The 23,409-nt window shown below is 63.3% G+C and carries 17 protein-coding genes; 8 read left to right on the top strand and 9 right to left on the bottom strand.

Annotated elements, in window-relative coordinates; all coding sequences use genetic code 11:
• The first annotated feature begins 45 nt into the window (after positions 1-45).
• Positions 46-2,292: a hypothetical protein gene (locus VGN72_03765; protein HEV7298457.1), complete on the top strand. Its 2,247-nt coding sequence runs from the start codon at positions 46-48 to the stop codon at positions 2,290-2,292.
• A gap of 48 nt (positions 2,293-2,340) precedes the next feature.
• On the opposite strand, the gene VGN72_03760 is transcribed toward VGN72_03765, so the two are convergent.
• The 5 genes from VGN72_03760 to VGN72_03740 form a co-directional block, all read right to left on the bottom strand.
• Positions 2,341-3,759: an alpha-L-fucosidase gene (locus VGN72_03760; GenBank protein HEV7298456.1), complete on the bottom strand. Its 1,419-nt coding sequence runs from the start codon at positions 3,757-3,759 to the stop codon at positions 2,341-2,343.
• A 183-nt stretch (positions 3,760-3,942) separates the two neighbouring features.
• Positions 3,943-4,539, bottom strand: coding sequence for a hypothetical protein (locus VGN72_03755; GenBank protein ID HEV7298455.1), 597 nt, complete (start codon positions 4,537-4,539; stop codon positions 3,943-3,945).
• A 26-nt stretch (positions 4,540-4,565) separates the two neighbouring features.
• Positions 4,566-8,198 carry a proprotein convertase P-domain-containing protein gene (locus tag VGN72_03750; protein HEV7298454.1) on the bottom strand — a complete coding sequence of 1,211 codons (3,633 nt, stop codon included), beginning with the start codon at positions 8,196-8,198 and terminating at the stop codon, positions 4,566-4,568.
• Between the two features lie 21 nt (positions 8,199-8,219).
• The gene (locus VGN72_03745; protein ID HEV7298453.1) at positions 8,220-8,543 is read right to left on the bottom strand and encodes a PEP-CTERM sorting domain-containing protein; all 324 of its coding nucleotides are present in this window, start codon (positions 8,541-8,543) and stop codon (positions 8,220-8,222) included.
• Positions 8,544-8,629: 86 nt separating this feature from the next.
• Positions 8,630-9,616, bottom strand: coding sequence for a PEP-CTERM sorting domain-containing protein (locus VGN72_03740; GenBank protein ID HEV7298452.1), 987 nt, complete (start codon positions 9,614-9,616; stop codon positions 8,630-8,632).
• 222 nt (positions 9,617-9,838) lie between these two features.
• On the opposite strand from VGN72_03740, the gene VGN72_03735 reads away from it, so the two are divergent.
• The gene (locus VGN72_03735) at positions 9,839-10,963 is read left to right on the top strand and encodes a substrate-binding domain-containing protein (protein HEV7298451.1); all 1,125 of its coding nucleotides are present in this window, start codon (positions 9,839-9,841) and stop codon (positions 10,961-10,963) included.
• A gap of 25 nt (positions 10,964-10,988) precedes the next feature.
• On the opposite strand, the gene VGN72_03730 is transcribed toward VGN72_03735, so the two are convergent.
• On the bottom strand, positions 10,989-11,834 hold the full coding sequence (locus tag VGN72_03730; protein ID HEV7298450.1) for a TIM barrel protein: 846 nt from the start codon (positions 11,832-11,834) through the stop codon (positions 10,989-10,991).
• Between the two features lie 356 nt (positions 11,835-12,190).
• On the opposite strand from VGN72_03730, the gene VGN72_03725 reads away from it, so the two are divergent.
• Complete coding sequence (locus VGN72_03725) at positions 12,191-13,210, top strand: Gfo/Idh/MocA family oxidoreductase (protein HEV7298449.1); 1,020 nt, start codon at positions 12,191-12,193, stop codon at positions 13,208-13,210.
• 111 nt (positions 13,211-13,321) lie between these two features.
• Here the strand turns inward: VGN72_03725 and VGN72_03720 are convergent, their stop codons facing one another.
• Complete coding sequence (locus VGN72_03720; GenBank protein HEV7298448.1) at positions 13,322-14,500, bottom strand: substrate-binding domain-containing protein; 1,179 nt, start codon at positions 14,498-14,500, stop codon at positions 13,322-13,324.
• A 158-nt stretch (positions 14,501-14,658) separates the two neighbouring features.
• Between VGN72_03720 and VGN72_03715 the strand changes: the two genes are divergently transcribed.
• The 3 genes from VGN72_03715 to VGN72_03705 are packed head-to-tail and all read left to right on the top strand — an operon-like array spanning position 14,659 to position 17,374.
• On the top strand, positions 14,659-15,399 hold the full coding sequence (locus VGN72_03715; protein HEV7298447.1) for a PEP-CTERM sorting domain-containing protein: 741 nt from the start codon (positions 14,659-14,661) through the stop codon (positions 15,397-15,399).
• Positions 15,400-15,445: 46 nt separating this feature from the next.
• The gene (locus VGN72_03710) at positions 15,446-16,531 is read left to right on the top strand and encodes a hypothetical protein (GenBank protein ID HEV7298446.1); all 1,086 of its coding nucleotides are present in this window, start codon (positions 15,446-15,448) and stop codon (positions 16,529-16,531) included.
• A 33-nt stretch (positions 16,532-16,564) separates the two neighbouring features.
• Positions 16,565-17,374 carry a DUF1559 domain-containing protein gene (locus VGN72_03705; protein ID HEV7298445.1) on the top strand — a complete coding sequence of 270 codons (810 nt, stop codon included), beginning with the start codon at positions 16,565-16,567 and terminating at the stop codon, positions 17,372-17,374.
• Between the two features lie 800 nt (positions 17,375-18,174).
• Here VGN72_03705 and VGN72_03700 read toward each other — a convergent pair.
• Both VGN72_03700 and VGN72_03695 read right to left on the bottom strand, forming a co-directional pair.
• Positions 18,175-19,905, bottom strand: coding sequence for a hypothetical protein (locus VGN72_03700; GenBank protein HEV7298444.1), 1,731 nt, complete (start codon positions 19,903-19,905; stop codon positions 18,175-18,177).
• Positions 19,906-20,294: 389 nt separating this feature from the next.
• The gene (locus tag VGN72_03695) at positions 20,295-21,449 is read right to left on the bottom strand and encodes a DNA-binding transcriptional regulator (protein ID HEV7298443.1); all 1,155 of its coding nucleotides are present in this window, start codon (positions 21,447-21,449) and stop codon (positions 20,295-20,297) included.
• Positions 21,450-21,595: 146 nt separating this feature from the next.
• Here VGN72_03695 and VGN72_03690 point away from each other — a divergent pair, with 146 nt between their 5' ends.
• Both VGN72_03690 and VGN72_03685 read left to right on the top strand, forming a co-directional pair.
• A complete protein-coding gene (locus tag VGN72_03690; GenBank protein HEV7298442.1) occupies positions 21,596-22,474 on the top strand; it encodes a PEP-CTERM sorting domain-containing protein in 879 nt (292 codons plus the stop codon).
• A 73-nt stretch (positions 22,475-22,547) separates the two neighbouring features.
• The gene (locus tag VGN72_03685; protein ID HEV7298441.1) at positions 22,548-23,396 is read left to right on the top strand and encodes a DUF1559 domain-containing protein; all 849 of its coding nucleotides are present in this window, start codon (positions 22,548-22,550) and stop codon (positions 23,394-23,396) included.
• Positions 23,397-23,409: the final 13 nt, after the last annotated feature.

The following is a 23,409-nucleotide window of genomic DNA, read 5'->3' as shown; positions in this document are numbered from 1 at the left end:
GATTAACCGCTCATACTTCATCGAACATTTCCAGGTGTAGGCACAATGCAATCACGATCATCAGTCGAGTGGTACTACCCGATCCAGAAGCAACATGCGGGAGTTCCGCTTGGCAACGGCACAATGGGTCTCCTGATCTGGGGGACCGACACGCTCTGCATCACGATCGCCCGCGCGGGGTTCTGGGACCATCGCGGAGCCAATCCGGTACTGGACCGCGCGACGTTCGCAGAGGTGAAGTCGCTGCTGCAGACGGACGACGCCGCAGGGCTCGATCGCCTGTTCGGTCGTGATCAGCCAAAAGCGTCGCCCGACCGCCCATGCCAGTACGGCGGTGGCCGACTGGAGATCACGTTTGCAAATGGCTTCAAACCCCTGCGCGCGTCCCTTGACGTGACGACGGCCGAGGTATCGCTCGAACTGCGAAGCGGGCATGAGACTCAGCGCCTTCGCATCGGCCTGCACCCGACCGACGAAATCGCGTGGCTCAAGTCCGACACGGCCGGGCTGCTCGATGGAGCGGTCGTCACCCTCACTCCAGCCTTCGAAACCACCCGAGAACGGCTGGAGGATCGAGGCATGCCACGTCCTGAAAAATGGAACGAGAAGTACAGTGGCGGGTTCATCCAATGCCTGCCGGACGATGAACCGCTGGCTGTCGCTTGGAAGCGAACGAAGGGGTCGTTACTGCTGGGCAGCGCGCTCGGCGCCGATGCGCGGGCGATCGTTCAGGCCCGCGTGCAGGAAGCGGACGTCGCCGCCGTGCGACGCGACGCCGAGGCGTGGTGGTCAAGTTATTGGAAGGCCGTGCCGCAGATCCAGATTCCCGATGTGGAACTGCAGCGCTACCTCGACCTCGGGCTGTACAAACAGGCTGGTCTGAATCCGCCCCACGCAGAGGCGGCGACGCTGCAGGGTTGCTTCATGGAGGATTACCAGATCCCGCCGTGGAGCAACGACTACCACTTCAACATCAATGTGCAGCTCGTGTACAGCGCGTGCCTGCCGAGCAACCGACCCGAGCACATGGGGCCACTCTGGTCGATGGTGACATCGTGGTTTCCCAAACTGCGCGAATATGGCGAGCGCTTCTTTGAGCGCGATGGCGCGATGCTGCTGCCGCACGCCGTTGACGACCGTTGCAACGTCATCGGGACGTTCTGGGCAGGCACGATCGACCACGCCTGCACGGCGTGGATTGCGCAGATGGCGTGGCTGCACTATCGCCATACGATGGACGAGAAGGTGCTGCGCGATATCGCCTGGCCGCTGATGGTGGGCGCGTTCGAAGGCTTTTGGGTGATGTTTGAACAGAAGCCGGACGGCTCGCTGACGTTGCCGGTCAGCGTCAGTCCCGAATATCACCGCGACCACACGATGGCCGGCCAGTGGGGTCGTGACTCGAGCTTCCAGATGGCCGCGGCGCACATGACCGCACAGCTGCTGCAACGTGCAGCGCGCGTGCTCGGACGCGACCTGGATCCGCGGTGGCAAGCGGTCCTCGATCGGTTGCCGCCTTACGCCAGCATGCCTGACCCGCACCGGGCCGACCAACGCCGCATCACGCTGTGGGACGGGCACGACCTGACCAAGAGCCATCGACACCACGCGCACCTCGCGGGCCTGTGGCCGTTCTGCACTATCGACCCATTCGACGAGCGTCACAACCGCGCGGTTGCAAATACGATCGGTCACTGGACGTGGATTGGCGCTGGTGAGTGGACCGGATGGTGCGTGCCATGGGCGAGCATTATTTATGCCCGAATGGGGCTGGCGACCCCGGCGATCCTGTGGCTGAAGTGGTGGGCGTACGCGTTCTGCAACGAGGGTTACGGCACGTTGCACAACGGCGACTTCGCCGGCACCAGCGCGTTCAGCGATGGTGGGTTCGGGCAGCGCAATTTCCGCCGCGATCCGTCGACGAACTACGAGATCATGCAGATGGAAGCGGCGATGTCGTTGGTGACCGCCGTCTGCGAACTGCTGGTTCAATGCCGCTGGTCCACCGGCGAGCCAGTCATCCACCTCCTGCCGGCCGGGTTGCCGAAGGGCTGGCGCGAACTGGAGTTTGACGGCTTGCTGACCGAAGGCGCGTTCCTCTGCGGCGTCACCGTGCGCGAGGCTGCCATCACGCAGGTACGGATCAGGAGCGTCCAAGGCCAAGAATTAGTGTTGGCGACGGCCGGTCTCGGCCAGTGCCGAATCGGCGACGAGCCGTTGCGCAGCGAGCAAAGTGTGGCGCGCATCCCGACTTCCGCCGGACAGACGATCGTGATCGACTGCGCACAATGATCCAACCGCGTGCCGTTCGAGCGACGACGTAGCCGCTCGTTGTCCCGTTCATTCGAACGGCACGCGCCGCATTGCACGGTCGAATTCGGCCTGCATCTCCTGAACGATCTGCTGACGGCGCTCCGGATCGCGCACCACGTCAAAACGGATGACCGTGTCGGTCTCGTCCGGCAGCGGCCAAGTGGCCTGCATGGGGGCAGCGGTATTCAGGAACACGTCATCGGGCGAGTCGAACGTCTGCACGCCGGGATTCCAATAGTTACCCAGCAATGCCGGCTTCCCCGTCGCCAGCACGAGCGGCCGTTCAACCCAGCCACGCAGCCCCGCCAGCGAAACGTGCCCAATCTGTTGTTCGAGCAGGTGGGCATAAAGGTGCCGCCCGTCGTTCGACAGCGTGAACCGTCCCCAGTCCGGCTTCGACAGCGCGGTTGGTCCGCAACCGTAGATGCTCTCGCCGTTGCTTCGCATCCACTTGCCGACCTGCTGCAGGATCGCCACGGTTTCCTTCGCCAAGTGTCCCTTCGCGTCCGGCGCGACGTTCAGACACATATTCCCACCCTTGCTCACGGAGTTCACGAGCGACCGCACCACGGTCGCAGCCGACTTGTAGTCGGAAGGACCTTCGCTGTGACACCAGCTGTTGGTCAGCGTGAGCCATGCCTCCCACGGAACCCTACAGCCACGGGCATCCACGACGGGCTCGCGTGGGATGTTCTGCTCGGCGTGGTCGAAATCCCCCACCCATGCCGCCGGCGTCGCGGCCTTGATCTCTTCACCACCCAGCCGATCGTTCACGACAATGTTGGGCTGTAGCCGGCGCACCGTGCGCATCAGGTCGCCTGCCCCCCACTGCTCGCCGGCGAAGTCCCAGTAGCTGAAGTCGAAGAACAGCACGTCGATCGTGCCGTAGTGGGTCATCAGCTCTTCGACCTGCCCGTGCAGGTAGCGAACGTAGTGTGACCAGTCGCGCTTCGCGTCCAGCTCGCGCTGCTGGGAATCGTGCCGCAATGGGTGTTGTCGGTCGCCATAGACGAGGCCGTAGTCCGGATGATGCCAGTCGACCAACGAGTAGTACAAGCCGACGCGCAGCCCCACGGCTCGAAGCGCATCGACGTACTCGCGAATAAGATCCCGGCCGGCTGGCGTGTTCATGGAGGTGTAGGACGTCAGCTTGCTGTCCCACAAGCAGAAGCCGTCGTGGTGCTTGGCCGTCAGTACGACGTACTTCGCCCCAGCCTCGCGCGCGAGGCGAGCCCACTCCCGACAGCAGCCGGGGTCGGGCGCGAATGCGTCGAAGTAGGGTTGGTACTGTTCCACCGACAGTCGCTCGCCGGAACGGATCCACTCACCGCGGCCGGGAATGGAGTACAGCCCCCAGTGAAGGCTCATGCCGAACCGTGCCTCTAACCACCACTCGAGGTGAGCCCCGGCCGTCAACTTGCTGTTCATTTCAATCGTGGTAGGCATGTCGTCATTCCGACCGCACGTCAGGCGATCAAGCGCAGCGCCAGAGCGGCGTGATGGACGTCACGTCGTTCTGGAGCCGATTGAAGGCGATTTTAAGGTAAAGCAGAAGCCAACAGTCAAGCCTCGTGACGCTCATTACCGGCGTCAAGGTAGGCGCGCGGCGATGGCCGGTGCATGGGGGCCTCACTGTCCACGGCGGCGCCGTAGTAGCGCGGGTACCGCAAGCAGCGTGAACGAAAGCACCGCCGGTTCCGGCACGACCGCGGTGACGCTGAACGCCGAGTTGCTGATCAAAACGTCTAACGGGTCGATGTTACCGTCGAGCGTGTCGTCGGCGTCGAGGTCGTTGTCCGAGAGCGTGAAGGTGGACGTGCCCACATTGCTCAGGAGGAGGCTGAGCGTCCCGAACTGCAGTTTGCCCGACGCATTGCTCAGGCCGCCGACCTCGTCGCGCTGCACCTTCAGCAGCGCACTGGTGGGCGTGAAGCTCACGGAGCTGAAGCCCGCGTCGTCGAAGTTCGCGTCGAAGCGCGCGGCCCCGGTGAGGGTCGCCGACCCGCCGGTGCGTGTGACGGCCGAGCCGACCGAGTAGAGGCCCACGCCGGAGATGCTGGTCGTCGGGCTCGTCTGCTCGATGTAGAGCGGCACGGTGATCGTGACCGGGCCGCCCGAGATGTCCACGTCGGCGACCGGCACGCCGGCGGAGAAGAGCAGGCCCGCTTGCGCGGCAACGGCGGTGGCCAGCGAGGCCGTAGTGAACGCGGTGAGGAAGGTCTTCATAGTTCTGGTCCTTTGGGGTCGTCGGTTCAATAGGTGTAACGGATGCCGATGCGTTGCTTGAAGCGGGCGGTGTCGACGGTATCGATGTCGCCGTCGCCGTCGCTGTCGAAGTGGGAGCGGTACGCGGCGTCACCGACGCGCGATCCCGAGGCCTGTTTAAACCGGGCGGTGTCGACCGTATCGACGTCGCGGTCGCCGTCCTGGTCGCCGAACAACCGGTGGAACGCTAAGCTGCCCCCGCCGCCGGCCAGCGCCTGCCCGTGGACATCGGTGATCTTGGCGGCGACCACCGCCAAGTCGTAGACGCCGTCGGCGAGGCTGCCGCCGACGATGCCCGTGCCGCCGAAGCTCAGGACGTAGGTTCGTCCGTCGCCGGCGGGGTTCGTGACGACGGGGGACACCGATTGGCCGTCGCCGCGGCGGGTGAGCGTGAACGCGCCAGCGGCCGGGGTGACGGCGGTGCTGAAGACGTAGGTGATCCGCGTCACCATGCTGCGCTGGGCCACGCCGTCGTTGACGCTCAGGCTCTGTACCGTGGGCGCGGGCGGGGTGGGGGCGTTGACGGTCACCGTTACGTCTGACGTGACCGACGCGCCGGCGGCGTTGGTGATCGTCGCCCTCAGCGTATAGCTGCCGGCGGCGGCGAACGTGACGCTGGTCGACCGGGCGGCGTTGGTGCCGCTAGCGCCGAACGCGGGGTCGCTTGCGCCTGTCGGCCTTGCGGTGACCGACCACGCGTAGGTCAGGTTGCCCGCGCCGTTGGCGTCGGCGCCCAGCACGCTCAACGCCGCGGCCGCGGCGGCGGTCGGTGGGTTGGGCGCGACCGCCGCCGCGGTCGCGACGGTGGGCGTGCTGTTTTCATAGCTGCCGAAGTCGCGGTCGAGGACCGACGTGCCAGCCGTCATCGCCACGACGTAACCACCGCTTGACGGCGTGACGGTTGACCACCCCGACGGCACAACTTGGCGCACCGTGTACGAGCCGGTGCCGAGGTTGTAGAACGCGTACGAACCGTCGGCCGCAGTCGTCGTCGCCGGTTCGGCGGCCGTGCCGTAGGCGATCGAAAACGCGTTGATCGTTCCGATGTCGCCGCTGGCCGAGTCCTCGATGCGCAGCGTCCACGTGCCGGCTGCGACCTTCCCGTCGAGCGTCCCCAGCGAGCCGGTCGGGCGAAAGGTACCGGTGAACGGCGCGACGCCATTGGCGATCGGCGTGGCGGCCGCATCATCGAAGACCGTGTTGTTGAAGTTGTCGCCATTCCCCCCATTGGCGGCCATCAGGGCGACGGTGGTGCCGTCGGGCGCGACCAGGAACCCGCGCAGGTCGCTGTCCCAAGTGTGGGCAATGTTGAGCGTCACGCGCAGGCTCGAGATGGTACCGGAGTTGGCCGGCACCGTGATCGTCGCCGTCGACACGCTGTTGTCTCGGATCGCGACCGCGGAGCCGGTGTAGGCGAACGATCGGTTGGTGGCAGGGTCAAGCAGGCCGTTGCCGTTGAGGTCGAGGTAGACGCTGCGCCCGGCCAGCAGTGGATCGCCCGCGTCGCGCGTGCCATTACGATTCCCGTCGCGGTAGGCGACACCGCCGATGATCCACGACGAGGGGACCGTCACTTGCCCGGCACCGGCGCCCCAGGGGGCAACGCCGTACTCGTACGCGCCGATGTCAGGCGGACCGACGAGCGGGTCGTCGTCGTATGGCGCCACACTGATGCCTTGGTCGATCGCGGCGCCCGCGGTGCTCTTCAGCTGGTAGTTCCGCAGTGCCATGTTTGCGTTCGTCGAATCGACGAACAGCGAGTTGCTGGCCACCAGGTTATGGCTGACCGTCGCGCCGGCCAGTGGCGTGTCCACCCCACCATTCCATCCGCCGGCCCAGATGCCGTTCGACCAGATGTTGTTGCGGATGATGCTGCCTTCACTGGAGGTGCTGCCGGTGTCCAGCCCCGCTCCCTGTGGCAGATCGGAGATGCCGACGTTGTTGAAGATCCGCATGTTCTGCGCGCCGGTCGTGTTCCAGTTGATGTTGACCGGGCGGGTCACGTTGTAGACCACGTTGTGGTCGACGATCCCGCCACTGGAGTAGTCGAAGTAGATCCCGTACCGACGCCCGCCCGTCACGTTGTAGATGACGTTGTGATCGATGCGCACGTACTGGTGGTTCACGCCGAACGAGTCGATCGCCGCCGAATCTGCGCTGCGGAGCATCACGTCGTGAATCACGTTGTGGTGGATGCGGGCCCGCACGTCGTTCGGGCTGTTGGTGCTGTTCTTGAGCGCCCGGAAGTTGATGCCCTGTTGCGGCGAGTGCGAGAGCGTGTTGTAACCGAACTCGTGGTCCTCGCTGATGATGGGGCCGCCACCGTCGTAGGTCTTTCCAAAGTTGACCATGCCTGCTTCGCTGGCGCTCAGGTTCAGATCCTTGAAGACGTTGTTCAGCACCTTGTGCTGGCGGCCGATCACGCTCATGCCCGCCCCGGCGCTGTAGCGGACGTCGCCGTTCTGAAACGTGATTGCGGTTCCACTGAGGATCAGGCCGGACTTCTGCTGCCACTGCATCTGGTAGTTGCCGGTCTGATCGGTGAGGTGCGACACGTACCGCGCGTTCATCGAGTCAATCAGGATGTTACTGGCCGCCGCTACGCCACCGGGCGAGCCATTGCGGTTGGCGGCGAGGTTGTCGGTCGTCAGCGAGGTGCCGAACAGGTTGATGCCCTTGACGCTCAGGTGACTGTCGCCGTCCAGGTTGAAGCCATAGGTGCGGCGCTTCGCCTCGATCGAATCGGCCGCCGGGGCAGCGCCGGTGGGCGTGCGCACGTAGAGCTGCTGTGCAGCGGTGTCGAGGAACCACTCGCCGCGGTCAAGCCCCTGCATGATGCCGCCGGTGTTGTTCAGCGCGGCAAGCGTCGGCTGGAACAGGTAGAACTCGGTCCCGGTCCCCACGCCCCACGGCTGGTTGCCGCCGCGCGTGTCGATGCCGCTGACCGTGATGCTGCCGTTGGCCGCCGCGACGACCGTGCCCGTCTGGCCCTGACCGTCCATGTCGTTGCGGGCCAGGTTGACCCAGATCTTGGCGCCCACCCAGCGGGCGGGGTTGTCGGTGAAGCTGGCCTCGTGAAACGTGACCTGCCCATTGGCGATCGTGACGCTGTCGGCGTTCGCCAGCGTCGGCATCACGACGTCACTGCTGGTCTGGTTGGGCCAGCGGGCCAGCTCAATCATCTGGCCGTTGTGGAACACCTGATTCGAGTTGTAAGCCGTGCTGTGGTTCTCGAACTGATAGTTCCACGCCATCGGCGCTCGGTAGACCTCGTTGCCTATCGAGGTCCAACTGCCGGTGATGACGTCCGTGCCGTTGACGGTCACGACCTCGTTCTCGTAGTTCTGAATGGTGATGCGTGCCAGCGCCGTGCCCGAACGCGGCGTGGTGACGGTCTCGCGGTAGGTGCCGCCGCGTACGAGGATCGTGTCGCCGGCCATCGCGGCGTCTACGGCGGCCTGGATCGTGCGCATCGGCGCGTCGATCGACGTGCCGGCGTTGCCCGTCACGCCAGCGGTCGAGACGTAGTACGTCGTCAGCAGTAGCCGGTTCTCCAGTTCCTCGATCAAACGCCCAGCGGGGGTGGCGGCGGTCGTACGGCGGCGTGGGGATCGCATCATGGGTGTCCTTCTGCGAGGGGTTCAACGCGTCGCGCGGCGACCGCGACGCAAGAGCGCGCCAGCGGTGACACACAGCAACCCGAGCGACGACGGCTCGGGCACGGCCACCGCCTGGACGGCGACGGCGCGGAAGCTCGTGCGGACCTCACCGTCGCTGGCCAGCGCATCGGTGCCCAGGAACGGGGCGCCGTCGTAGAAGTCCATCTGGGTGAACGTGAATTTGGTGGACTGAGCCTGTACCAGCGACGCCGCCGACACGGCGGACGCCACCGCCGCGCAGACCGCAACCCGGCGGTCGACCAGCCGGCGAACCCAAGAAAATGGGGTGCGAGAACCTGGGCGCATGGTCACTCCTCCAGCAGGCAGGCGGGATACGAAAACGGACGCGACAGCGTTGACCATCGCGTCCGTTAGTTGAAGAGTAAGATCGGTTACATCGACCGAGCGCGACGGCGCAGACCCAGCAGCCCGGCCAAGCCGAGGGCGGCCAGGGAAGTTGGTTCGGGGACCGCAGCAATCTCGTTGGCGGTGAAGTTGTCTGCGGCGCCAGCGCGAATGTTCGAATTGCTGCCGCTGAAGACTTGAAAGCCACCGTAGATCGGGGCGTTTTCGAGCGAAGTCAGACCCGTGCGCGTGACGGAGTAGCTGTCCAATAGCGTACCAATCGCACCGGTGTTGGACGAGTTGTGCAGCGAGGTGGCGACATCGAAGCTCCCGCTACCGTTGTACGTCAGGGAGAGCGTCTGATAGAACCACTGAGCAGGACTGGTGCCATTAACCGGAAGGGTGAACGTCGTGGGACCGGCCGTGGCAACAAGCCCACTTCCGCTGTTGTTGCTGGTTTCGATCCGCGACGACGTGTTGGAATACGCGCTGTTCACGAGTGCGTTATTGACGAGCTGCGCCTTCACACCAGCCACAATATTGTTCGTGTTGTTCGTCGACGTCGGGTTCCCGTTCGCAATGTTGGTCGAGAACCCCAGGAAGTCATTCACGCCAGCAGTGTTGTTTGCCGAACCAAGGAAGTAGTAGGAGAGCGAAGCCGTTTGACCGGCTGTAGTGAACTGTCCAAGCGACGTCTTATAGTAGACGTACGCGCCGCCGCCGGTTGTACGATCGAGGCCACCGCCTCCCGACAGCCCGTTTGTTGGGAGAACTGAGTTGTTGCCAGTCGCGCTAAAGTTGTTAGTAAAGTCTGTCTGACCAGCGTTAAAGTCGTAAGTAAAAGCCGCCATCGAAACGGTGCTTGCGGACAGAACGGAAACGGCCGCGGCACACAACAAGAAGCGATTCATTCTTCCTCCAAGGGAAAACAGGTAGACCGACTCCGCCTGCCACACACGTGACATCAGCAGCGTCATCAAACGGACAGGACGGTTGACGGCCACCTTCGCCATCGAACAAGTGAACACCGTCACAACGGTGCGTTCTCTGCGAATCGAAGACTCCAGCATCTGGACGCGGCGGTGTACCGAGGGCGGTCTCAGCGACTGCGTACACCGCGCGACGGCCCCGTGGGGACCGGCCCTTCAACCCTCATAATATTACTCATAAATTTCAGCAGCCAATGTCGTCCTGCGCAGAAATGTCTATCGTTTGGCGCAAAGAGGTCGTAGGATCAAAGGCCAGAGGTGCATTGGATGAAAGTCGACCGAATCTCGATGTTGGTTCCGCCCGACTACCACTATGAGCGCGGCGTAATCCGGGGAATTATCCGATACACGTTTCCCCTGAAACGGTGGCTGTTCGTCGAGTCGTTTTCGCCATGGCTCTTCGAGAACTTTCAGATCCGAGGTGCGCTGACACATCTGACTGCGCCGCGCGAATTGGAATACCTGCGGACCAAGGATTTTCCGGTGGTGGATACAACCCGCGTCCTTCCGGAGGCGGCAGATTTGCCACGGGTGGCGCCGGATGACCACGCGATCGGCGCGATGGCGGCGGCGTACTTTCTCGAGCGGCAGTACGAACACTTCGTCTACATCGTGAGGCGTGAGGCGGTCTACTCCGAACTTCGAGAAGCAGCGTTCACGGAAGCGGTGGAGGCGGCCGGGCACCGTGTGCATCGCATGAACTTCGTCGGCATGCATTCAGCCGACTACGACGAGTACGTCATCGGCTGGTTGCGCGAAGTGCCCAAACCCTTCGCCGGCTTTGGCGCCGATGACCGGATGGTGCGACACTTGAGCGACATGTGCGTTCAGGCCGACATCAACGTGCCGCAGGAGGCGGCGTTGCTTGGCGTGAACAACGACGAGCTGGCCTGCACGCAGTCGTTCGTGCCGATCTCGAGCATCGACGTGCCGGCCGAGCAGATCGGTTTCGAGGCGACGCGGCTGCTCGACCAGTTGATGCGGGGGAAGGCGCCACCCTCGGGCCCGATCCTATTGCCCCCTACCGGCGTGGTGACCCGCGCGTCGTCCGACCTGCAGGCAGTCAGCGATCCGGACATCATTGCCGCAATGCGTTTCATCCACGAGAACGCCGAACACCAGATCGACTACGACGACGTCGCCGACGCCGCCCGCCTCAGCCGCCGGACGCTGCAGATCCGATTCAAGCGCGTCATGGGGCGAACGGTGATGTACGAGATTGAGCACGCGCGGATCGAGCGTGCGAAGCGCATGCTCGCTCAGACTGACCTGCGCGCGCCTGACATCGCCAGGTCGTCGGGATTTGCGACCGCCCTGCAAATGTACCGCGCGTTTCAGCGGCGGCTGAACACGACGCCTGGCGAGTATCGCAAGCATTACCGCTTCCGATGACGGAACGAGCCTACGGCGCGTCGTGTCAGTGCGGCCGATCACATGCCGCCAAGTGCAGGCGGGCTTGTTCATACTCCTCGGCCGAGCCCAGGTGCTCGATGAGCAACGGGACGTCTCGCCCCAGTTCGCGGATCTCGCGAAGGTACGTCACGTAATCCATCGCGCCCTTGCCGGGCGGCACCTCGTCCATGTGCAGCCCAAGGGAGTATCGCAACACGACGTCCTTCGCATGGCAGCTGACCACGTGCGGACCAAGTACGGCAAAGGCATGGCGTATGAGTTTTCCGGTATCAAAGTACTGACGCGGCGTGAGCACGAGGTTCACTGGATCCACGTGCGCGGCAAACGCATTGCGGTCGACGGCGCGAATCAAATCTGCGTAGATCTCGACGCTATCGGGAATGATCCACTGCATCATCTCCAGACAGAACTTCGTTCGGGTCGGACGCACGGCATCGATGACCGCGCGAATCGTTTCCACGGCAAGGTCGAACGCATCGGGGGTCAGATTAGCGGGGTGCGGACCGAAGTCGGTGTCGGGATCGAGCGTCCCCAGGTAATTGATGCAGCACCGCGCAGCCAGCGCGTCGGCCTCGGCGAGTTTGCGCGTCACCTTCGCGAGGCTCGCCGTTCGCCGCGCGGTGTCGGGTGAGATCATGTTGCCCCAGGCCCCAACCTCCGCCAACATCACGTCCACGGCTGCAAAAGCGTCTCGCACCCGGCGGGCTTGGCTCGAGTCGCCGGGGTCAATCGGTGGACCGAGGGCCGCCGACCACCCGGCGTCGCGGTGCGCGCGTGCGAGTTCAACAGGATCGTCGGTCTTCACGAACACCGGGCCACCCACACGCAACGCGCCCTGTAACGGATTCATGATGTAACCTCTTCTACGCAGTAAAAGATTGATCGGTCTGTTCAACGCCCGGGCTGGCGAACTGGCCAATATCCCTGGATGTTTGAATGCCCTGCGAACGCAACCCTGCCGCCGCGCCCCCAGCACGTTCCACACCGTTCATTGGGTGCGCCAAACGAGAGAGATTCCTGCGCTCAGTGACATTGGCTGGCGTGAAACCCGGGGCACAATGAGCAGGTGGCTCGACAGAGTCGTGGCCGTTTTACGGCCGGCAGGCTAAAGCTATATCGTCCGGAACGTCCAGTTCGCAAGACCTGTAGCCCGGATATCGGCATAACTTGTTGGCACCGCCATCTGTCCAACGCACCTTCAACCATATGATTCAACCGATCACTCGCTGGGGCATTGTTGGTACCGGCTATGCCAAGGAATTTGCGAAGGCGATGGCTGCGCTACCCGACGCGAAAGTCATCGCGGTCGCGTCGCGCTTTCAGGCCAGCGCCGATGCCTTTGGCCACCAGTTCGGTGTGCCTCACTGCTATGACAGCGTGGCGGCGCTGGCGAGGGATCCGGACGTCGACGCCGTCTACATCGCGTCTGCCCCTCAATTCCACGCGGAGCATGCGTTGGAACTCATCGGTCAGGGCAAAGCAGTGCTCGTCGAGAAGCCGTTCACCATCAACGCGGACGAGGCCAAGGCGGTCATCGCACTGGCGAAGGAGAAGGGCGTGTTCTGCATGGAGGGGCTGTGGTCTCGCTTCCTGCCCGCCGCCCGCGTGATGGCAGGCTGGCTGGCTGAAGGACAGATCGGTGACGTGCGGCAGGTGATCGCCGATTTCGGGTTTTGCACGGAGTGGGATCCCGAGAAGCGGCACTTCTCTATGGAGCGACGCGGCGGTTGTCTGCTCGACGTGGGATGCTATTCCCTGGCATTCGCTACGATGGCCTTGGGGCTCGGGCCGATCGGTATCTCCGCCCAAGGCACTCTTTGCGCCACCGGCGTCGACGAGCAGGCCGCCATGGTGTTGAAGTATCCCAGAGGCGGGTTAGCAGTCTTGTCTTGCGCCAACCGAACCCGCACGCCCCACCGCGGGTGCATCATCGGCACCGAAGGTCAAATTCATGTTGAACAGTTCACCTGGGCGCACGGGGCCACACTGCTTCGGAATGGACAGGAGCCACTGACCGTCGAGCCAAAGCTCCCACTGCCTGCGAGCTGTTATCAAGCGAACGAAACGATGCGCTGCCTTCGCCTGGGCCTCACCGAGAGCCCGCTCCTCCCCAGTTCTGAAGTTATAGAGCGCATGGAGGTTATGGATGAGATCCGCCGGCAGATTGGTCTTGTGTACCCTGGAGAATCAGTATGTCCGCTTGCGCCCGGCCCTAGAATTGGATAGAAGTTCCGCCGCACGCGCCAACGATGCTAAGTCTGATTCGAACATCTGCATTTCTGCATGATTACGCTGCATCACAACTGCGTACCGAGAATGAGCGCGACTCCGGCCCTGTTACAGTGGCGCGAGACGAAAGCGACGGCGAAAGTCGCTCGGCGTCTGTCCGGTCTCGGTGCGGAAGGCCACCGACAGCTTGCTGGCGTTGGCGAAACCGCTCTTCACGGCGACGTCGGGCATCGGCAGGTCGGTGGCGGTCAGCAGGCGCTTGGCTAGTTCGACGTGGACGCGCCGGATCTCCTGTTGCATGCGTCGGCCGACCAACTGCTTGAACTTCCGTTCGAGCCGGTGCTGATACACCGGCACGTGGCGAAGGATCTGGGCGACGGTGACGGGGCGGTCGGCGCGGGCGTGAATGAACGCCAGTGCCGCGGCCACGTCCGGGTCGTCCACGGCCAGCACATCACTGCTGCGTCGCGCGACAACGCCCGCCGGTGGCAGCGCGATGCGGCGCACGTCGATCGACTCCCGCCTCAGCAACCGCTCGCCAAGCTGCGCAGCGTCGTAACCGATGCGCCGCCATGGGATGTCCACGCTCGACAGGGGTGGGTGCATCAGCTCGCAGACCTGGGGGTTATTGTCGATCCCAACGAGCGCGAGGTCTTCCGGCACCCGAATGCCAGCCAAGCGCGCCTGATTGGTGATCAATTGAGCCCACGCGTCGCAGCAAATCATCATGCCCGTCGGTTTCGGCAGCGAAAGCAGCCACGCCCGGATCTCGATCGGCTTGCTAAGGCCCGCGTCGCCGATCGGGGGGTCAGTGGTGACATCTGGCCATCCACTGACCACGCAAGGGATGCCGGCGTTCATCGCGGCCCTGCGGAAGCCGACCACGCGACGAAGTGCCCACCCATGCTGCCAGAAACCGAACGCGGCAAGCGTTCGCAACCCGCGCGAGGCCAAGTGCTGGCCTGCCAACTCTCCGGCCGCCTCGTCGTCGACGTCCACGGACACCACCCCCCTGTCTGACAGGTCCAGTCCTGCCGCTACCAATGGCACGCCCGAACTGCCATTGAGCAGCTCTTCCGGCAGATCACCGGTCATCACTGCCACCATGAGGTCCGGCTTGTGGTCGATCATTGCGGGCCGCAAAAACTGGCCCGGATCGTACATGTGCAGGACCCAACCGCGAGCCACGGCAACGGCGTTGATCCCCGCGAGCACACCGGCCACGTGGGGTGCCTGTACGCCGAGACTCACGGCCGCCATAACGGAGATGGGTCGCTGATTCGTCATCGTACGAGCCTCACTGGACATGCAAATATACCATGCTCTGTCGAAAAGTGGAAAAACACAGTTGGGAAAGTGAATTGGAACTTTGGGGAACGTGATGGATAGTACGGCCTAAGGGCTACAGCATCGGAATGCTGGCCTTCCACTTCGAGGGAGAATAGATGTCGCGAATTGCTTTTGGGACAATTGCTTGCACGTTGTTGTTGTCGACCGGCGCAGCTGACGCCGCTGTAACGTATTACCCGGGTTTTGCGCCCAGCTTTTCTACCACGGGCGGTGAGAGCGTCACCCAGTCTGCCACAACGCCTTTGGACCCGGCTACGGGACAGTTCACCGACCCGGACAGTGGCAGTCCGGACGCTACACGAACCCGGTATATCGGTGGGACGCTCAATTACTCGCCCAACGACAATCCGCAATGGGGCGGCTCGTTGACGTTGAACCTCCTTCGGTCCGGACCGGAGGGTGGAAGTTTAAACGGCATCCGAATCCACAAGACGAGTGGCGGTACAAACTGGCGATTTGACGGCACGGCGAGTGACCACACTACCACCGTTGCCGGCTCAGAGACGTTCGACTTCGTTGTAAAAATCGTCGATCTGAATTGGAACCAGACTCGTGTTGACCTGTTCTACGGTGCCAATGCGAAATCGGATACCGAAGGCACGCCAGACGCATTCCTCAATCTTGTCAACGCGAATTCAGCGAGCTTCATACGGGATGCGTCCGTCACGTTCACCGCTGAGGATTGGGCAACGGCCCCAAGCTCTGGCTCACTGTCGAGTTTCTTCACCGCCGACACCTGGACCGCCGTCGGCGATGCCGCCCCGGTGCCAGAGCCGACCTCGATCGCCGGGCTCGGACTCGCCGGCCTGCTGGCGCTGCGTCGTCGGTCGCGCTAGCGTGCATCGCGGTCGATTGGTCAGGCACACTTAGGAGTTGGCACCGATGATGTTGTCCAGCAAATCCCTTTCGATGATCGCAAGCGGCGTGGTGGCCGCCGCCTTGTCGGCGGCCACCACGGCCGAGGCCGCGGCACCTTCACTGAAGGTGTACCACGTCGGTAATTCTGTTACCGACACGATCAATTATAGTGGGCTCGGAAGTCTGGCCGCCCAGGCGGGCGGTCAATACACGATGGGCCGCCACATGATTCCCGGCGCGCCACTGGAATGGTTATGGAAGAACCAGGATTCCGGCTTCACCGAGGCGGCCTACGGCGCGCCGAACAATGCGTTCGTCAACCACAAGTGGGACGTCATCACGCTTCAGCCGTTCGATCGGCTGATGACGCAGGACGATGGGTTTGGCGACCGCGCCACGGTCAGCCGCTACGTTGACCTTGCCCTGCAGAACCCGGACAACAAGGACGCGCAGGTCTACATCTACTCCCGCTGGCCGCGCCGCGCCGAGTTCAAGGATGCGAACGACAAGGTGACCGGCTACAAGCCGTTCAACTACCAGGAACAGTGGGACCGCAAGTACACCGGCGGGTGGGACAACACGAACGAGACCCGCGACTACTTCAAGCAACTGCTCGACGGCGCCCGTGAAGACCATGGCCAGCAACTGACGAAGCGCGTGCTCATGGTGCCCGTGGGCGACGTGCTGTACGAGATCGACAAGCGCGCCAAGGCGGGATCGATCCCCGGCCTTAGCGACGTGTCGGCGCTGTACGGCGACGGCATCCACTTCGGCAATCTGGGTTCGTTCATCACCGGCAGCACCTTCTTCGCCACGCTTTACAAGCAGAACCCTGCGGGCATGACGATCCCCACCACCTGGACGCAGCCCTATACCGCCTACACAGGCAGCGGCAACTTCGACCTGCCGGGCATGGCCGACGACCCGGCGCGCTCGAACATCTCTGCCGAAACGATCAACCTGCTTCAGCAGACGATCTGGGACGTCGTTTCGACCCATCCCGATGCCGGCGTGGCAGCAGTGCCGGAACCGGGGGCGATGATCCTCATCGGCCCCGGCCTTTTCGCCTTTGGCCGGCGTCGCTGCACCTCGTCATCTCGCACTGCTTAGAGAACCACTTCACCCGTCAAAAGGGAGCATCACATGGCGTCGCCTCTCAAATCAAAACGGTCTCGCATCACCGGCTTCACGCTGGTGGAACTGCTTGTGGTCATCGGCATCATCGCGTTGCTGATCAGCATCCTGCTGCCGAGCCTGAACAAGGCCCGAGAGGCGGCTAGAACCGTTCAGTGCGCGAGCAACATGCGGCAGTTGCTCCTGATGGCCGAGACCTACGCTGCCGATTACAAGGGCTATCTTCCCGCGCAGTTTTGCGGCCAGCGTACCGACGGTACGTGGGGCCACAACGCTCTACGGCAGAACTTCCGCACGGCCATCACGCAGTTGCAGGCGTACGCGAACAGGGCGGTCGACCAAGACCCCACCGAGCGGAAGAAACAAGCATTCATGCTGTGCCCGTCGGACGCTAACCCCAACAACTCACTCGAGTCATGGGACCCGCGGTGGACGAGCTACTCGTGGCTGCGGCCGGCGTGGACCGCCGCCGAGCCGCTGTACGCCGGGGCAAAAGACGAGTTCGCCGCCGTAAATAAAATCCGCATGCGGCCGAGGAACCGTAAGGTATCGCCGTCCGAGATCATCCTGTTCACCGAGCGGTACGACGGCGGGCTGTACAGCGAGTGGTTCACGACGGTCGGCGGCGTCCCGGGCGGCGCGCCCGATACGGAGAACTGGGGAACCGGCTTGACCTACGTGAAGTGGGGATGGATGTTCCGCCATAACAAGCGGAACGCTGGCAACGTCGCGTTCATGGACGGTCACGTCGAGACGTACAACGGCATCAAGGGGTTTGACGTCAAGTACCCGTGTACCCAGTGGAGCTTCTGGAACTGACCGGCGGCGTCCGACTGGTGCTGTTCGACCGCCCGTTGCGAATGCCGTTCAACTTACGCCGATAGATCCCTTGCCCCGCGGGTGGTGGCGAGAGATCTACCGGCGTTCTTTTTGCGCCTAAACGGGCATAGGCTCGCCGCTGATGCGATCGAGCGGCCTTCTATCATCCTTGCACGTCGGGCCGTGTGCCGTGATAGCGGCAGCTACGTCAGAAGCTCATTGATATCTCCGGACCTGTCGACTTCTCAGGGCCTCGTCATCCTAACAGGGTATCTGCGACGTAAAGCGCTGCCCCTGTTGGGCCAACATCATCCCGATGGGAGCCGGAACCGAAAAGCTGGCGGACAAAAATCTGTCGCCTCGCGCGCAATTGCCATCCCGAAGGGAGCCTAAGGCGACCTGAGGGATCACCAACGTCAGCAATGCGCGGCGTTCGAGATCCCTCGAGTCGCTACTGCTCCGCTCGGGTTGACACAGTTGGACGTGGCGAAAGGGTTTCGTCCGCAAGCCGCTGGGCTTCGTGCTGGATCATAATCGGGGGATCGTTGACCAACCGTCATCGAACGTATCCGACTCCCTTAAGCTTTTCTGGCATACTGCCACGGATCTCTTCTTTCCCCAGGTCGAAGAACAAGGGATCCTTTGGAGTACCTCAGGATGACGACGTGAGGGATCCGATCGTCAATGCGTAGCATTGGTGTTGCTCTTGATAGGTTGCGCCCCCTGCCTGCATCACGCTCACGCAAGCGCATTTCAGACTAGGCGTCTCATACGACTGCTCAAAGGCAAGCGGCCGATCGCTATTTGGCTGAGTTTGCATCAATCAACGCGCCGAACTTCGGGATCTCGCTGCGGGGTTGGCCGTAATACTCTTGATGGCCCCACGAGCCGTATCGCGTGCCTTGGCGGCTGATGCTGCTGAAGGCCATGAAGAGCGAGCAGCCGGCCTCCTTGTGGACGGCGAAGTTCGCCATGTAAATGTCGTACATGCCTTGGTGGAACTGCGCGTCGCGCAGAGCAGGCATGTACGGCTTCTCCTCCTGCCCCTTCGGTTGAATGTGCTGGCCGCCCTCATAGACCAAGTACGCCAGCCCGGCGTCCTTGGCGACCTTCCCGATGGCGCGTGTCCAGACGGCTGAATCTTTCTCCAGCGACTCGCGCATGTCCGCGATCACCTGCTCGGCGGTCAGGCTGGCGCCGGCGGTCTCCCAGCGCGAGTAGATTTCGTCGTTCGGCCCGAAGTAACCGGCAGGGCTGACCGCATCGGCGCCACCGTTGGCCATCACCCACTTCACGGTCCGCTCGACAGTATCGAGCCACGCGTGTTGCACACCAACGACTCGCACCAGGCGCGCGCGATCCGCCCCGGCAAAGACCGCTTCCCAGGGTTCAAAGCATCGACGGCTTAGGGCGCCCATCCGCTCCGGATGGTTCGTCCCCCCATCCTTGGCGACCGCACCGTTATCCAGCGTGAACTCTGGAACCAACCCCTCCTGCCACGCCTGCCCACCGGCGGCTACCACGCGTTCGCCGGCCTCCTTGCTTTGAATCATCCAACCGGCCTGCTGGAACTGCCAGTTCCAGACTTCGTTGGAATACTCGACGTACACCTTCAGCTTCGGATCCAGCTTATCCTTGAACAGCTGCGCCATCTCGCGCATGTACTCAGGCGTGGCACGGTGCGGCACGCAGACCCAGGGGTCGACCTGAATCATGTTGGCGAGTTGGATGATGGTCTCGAGCGCCACGCCGCCGGAGAAGAGCTGATCAAACTCCGACGCTGGCGGACCCCACCGGCCGATCGCGTCGCCGCCACTGGCCACCATGGTGTAGAACGTGGGCTTCTTGCGGCCGGCCCATTCCTTTTCTAGCGAGTTGTTGGTGGCCTGCCAGTCCATGAATCGCAGCGCGTGCCACTGACGGCAGTACTCGACGAAGTCGTCGCGGAACGGATTGGCGGCAAGGTCCGCATCGGCCTGTGCCTCGGGGACGATGCGGATGTTGCGCACGTGATTGCCACGGGTCGACCGCACAATGGCGATCCCCTCGTACGCCCCATCATTGGCGGCACCCTTGTAATCCAGCACGAGGCGACCGGGTTTTGATTCGGTCGCCTTACTCGACATGGCGGACGTCACCTCGCCTTCCCCGTCGTACAACACGACGTAGCGGCCCGGCTCTGCCACGTTGGGAATGATCGTGAACACGACCTGCGGCTGGTCTGCGCCCTCGATGGTCGCGGGCAGCTCAAGCGGATAGCCGTCCGGGTCCAACGCAATCTTGCCTGCCAGTTCGGTGTTGAATGGACCGCCACCCTCGGCGTTGCGCGTGAGCCACGGGCGCGCGCCCCACATCAGGTTCTTGAACGGGAAGCCTAATGTGTAATCGGCAATGCCGCCCAGGTTCATGCCGATCGGCGCCTTCGCTTGCGGCAGCGTCTGCGCGTGCGCCGAGGGCGCGCTGACGGTGATCGACATCACGATGTAAGTCATCGCCAAAATCACGGCGCAGCAGCGAGAGCGGTTAGTCATGCGCGCATTTCACTCGACCCAACGAGCGCGCGTCAACGGGAGAGAGCCAGTCAAAACCAAGATCGGAAAACGAGAATTCGAAAACCGAAAAATGTGATGCCTTCCCCACTAATTGCCGCGAACATTGCAATCAGAAGCGTGGCGAACGCGCCTACCATAACCGTCGCCGTCGGCCCTCATCAACGGACGAAATGAACGTCAATAGAAGCTAAGCGTAACGCTGTCCGCGCAACCTCGATCGCGCTGAGGCTGAAGTGCTGGTGACCGGTGGCGGCCCCGGTGGCATCGGCGCCGCCGTCGCCAAGGCAAACGACCGTTCGCTGCGCGCCATGTGAGAACATTCGGCAGATCTTCCAAAGGCGCTGCATGTGCGAACGTTGCCCTCCGCGTTAACGATTACCGCCACCTAATCGAAAGAGCTGACGGTAACTCGTTGGGGTTTGGCCGGTGAGTTTGCGGAAGACGACGCCCATGTAGCTGGCATCCCGAAACCCGCACGCGACCGCAACGCGCGGCATTGGCAGTTCCGTCTCGGCCAACAGGTGCTTGGCGCGCTCAACGTGGACGCGGACGATCTCATCCAGTGGACTGCGGCCGAGCACGCGCCGAAATCGCAACTCGAGCGACCGGCGGCTGGCGGGCACCTCGCGGAGGACGTCGTCAACGCGGATCGGGTCGCCGGCATGCTCGCGGATGAACCGCACCGCGGCCGCGACATCGGCATCGGCAATGGCGAGCACGTCCGTGCTCTGTCGCGTGACCACACCGACGGGCGCAATAATGACGGGCGGCAGCGCCGGCGAACGCTCGACCTTCCCCTGGATCACCTGGTCCAGCAGCGCCGCAGCCTCGTAGCCGATCCGCTCGCCCGCGACGGCAATGCTGGATAACGTCGGGCGCAGCATCCGGTTGACCAGTTCGTCGTTGTCCACCCCTAGCACCGCTGCCTGCTCGGGCACGGCGACGCCGGCGCGCGTGGCGGCGGTGACGACATGGGCGGCGTGCTGGTCGTTGCAGCCGAGGATGCCGACCGGCTTGGGCAGTTGTGCCAACCACTGGCCCAGCACCGCCTCGTCCGGATCGGGCGTTGGGCTAACCCAGACGTGGGCGGTGCGACCGCCTTGATGTGCCGCCTCGACGAACGCCGCCTCACGGGCGGCCGAGTACGGCGCATTGAAGCCGACGTACGCCAACTCTCGGAAGCCACGTTCCACCAAGTCCCGCACCGCCATCTGCGCCACCGCCGCATGGTCGACCAGCACGCTGGGCAACGGTGGGTCGGGCATGATCGTCGAGATGTTCACCGCCGCCACCCCACGGGCGGCCACCTCTTTGGCAAGCGATCGTTCGAACGCCTGAACGATCATGCCGTTCCACGTCCAATCGCTCTCCTGAAACTGCTGCAACAGGACGAATTCGGGACGGAGGATCAGCTTCCAATTTCCTGCGACGGTGGCGTAGCGCGCAATGCCCTCCAGCACCTGCCGGCCATAGGTGCCAACGTGGTCGGTCAACACAGCGATGTGGACGAGAGGTTTGGCCATGTCACCTCCAATCCTATATCGACCATTGTTTGCGCAAAATCAAGAATGTTTCACGCAAAACTCGCTGGCGACTCTGCCGGCATGAGGCATTATTTGCCTGTCGTCGCCAACAGGTCGTCCCATTCATTGGTTGAGAGGAATAGTACATGTTCAATCGTCACGCTTTGTCCACGCTGTTTTCGGCTGCCGCCGTTGTCGTCATCGCCACAGGATCGGTCGCGACCGCGGCACCGATTCTGGAGTACAAGTTCGAAACGCTGGCCAGCACGGGCGGCGATGTGACGCCTGTGGTTCTGTTCGGGGCGACCCAGAGCGCCGCCGGCACGGGGGTCACGGGAGGCTTGGGCCTGCCGGAGTCGTCGATCGATCGCGCCTACAGCAGCACGGGCGGTTCCCAGCGGGCCTCGCACGCCGCCGACAACGACAACATCGACGGGCTCGTGTCGTTCACGATCTCCGGCTGGTACAAAACCGGCGGGCTCACCGGGCGCATCATGCACAATCCGAATGAACAAGAGATTATTCCCGGGACGAGCACCCTCACGCTTTCGGTGAACAGCAGCAACGCGGGTGTCAGCGCGGCCTCTTATCCGCAGAACAACCAATGGGCGTTCTTCGCGATTACGTACGACGGTACTGCCACGCTGAACAACGTGAAGTATTACCTGGGCTTCCGCACCGATGCCGAGGCGACCGCCGCAGGCGCTTCCTCTGCCGCGGTATCGCTGCTTACAACTGCCACCCGAAACTCCGGCACCACAAACAACGGAACGGGGGCGCTGATCATCGGCAACCGCAACAACGCCGGCGCTTTCGACCGCGCGTTCGTCGGCTTGTTGGACAACTTCCGCATTGACGGGACGAAGACGATCGGTGACACCGGTGGCGCCCTGACGGCGACCGCACTGGAGTCGCGCCGCCTGTCGGACGTGTCGGCCGTGCCGGAGCCGACCGGGCTGGCGATGGTGGCAGCCGCTTCCGGCCTGCTCGCAATGCGACGCCGTCGTCACTTCGCCACGCGGTGACGGGAATTTGCGAATCTATCCCCTCGATTTTAGACAACGTGGCGCGACGGCACGAACGATCGGAACGCGAGCAATGCGTACACAGTGCTCCACTTCAACAGCACGACGACCAGGCAGCTCGGCGGGCTTCACGCTCGTCGAGCTGCTCGTGGTGATCGGCATCATCGCAGTGCTCGTCGGGCTGTTGCTCCCGGCGCTTCAGAAGGCGCGGGAGCAGGCGAACACGGTGCGGTGCTTGGCAAACCTGCGCCAGATCGGGCTGGCCAACCATCTCTACGTCAACGCGGTTAAGGGGTACATCGTGCCGGCCGAGTACGTCGCGCCCGGCACGACGACACAGCGCGAGGGGTGGGCGACGCTGCTGGCAAACCTGAAGCTGATTCCCGTGCCGGTCATCACCGACGCCGCAGCGCCACCGGCGACCGGGACGGTGCTGCACTGCCCGAGCGGGCTGGCCGAGATGTTCACGAACTGGCCGACCGGTCCGACCGGTTCTGGCACGGCGGCGCGGCAGTTCTCGCTGTCCACCGGCACGTATGTCCACACCTGGTACGGCATCAACGCGGCGACTGGTGACTTCGGCTCGCCGTTCGCTGGTTGGTTCCAGTTGCCCGGGCGTCGCCTGCCACGCGACGGGACCACGAACGACTACCGCTTGAACAAGCTGACGAGCGTCCGCTCGTCGGAGCTCGTGTTCCTGTTCGACGGCACCTTCATGAACCACACAAGCTTGGCGCCCGCCGCCCCCTTCCGCGTCGCCGGCCGCCACGGACGACGTCAGACGCTGACGAACGTCCTGTTCTTCGATGGCCACGCCGAGAGCGTGCCGCGGAAGAACATCCCGACGAACGCGGCCGACTACTCGCTGGCCAACCTGCAGGCGAAGTTTCCTTATCCGAAGTGGCGCATCGATCAGCGATAGCGGCAACGGCCGA

It is taken from the genome of Tepidisphaeraceae bacterium (genome assembly GCA_035998445.1).
Classification (GTDB): domain Bacteria; phylum Planctomycetota; class Phycisphaerae; order Tepidisphaerales; family Tepidisphaeraceae; genus DASYHQ01.
Note: the sequence above shows the minus strand (reverse complement) of the source record. Positions and strands in the feature narration are given on the sequence as shown.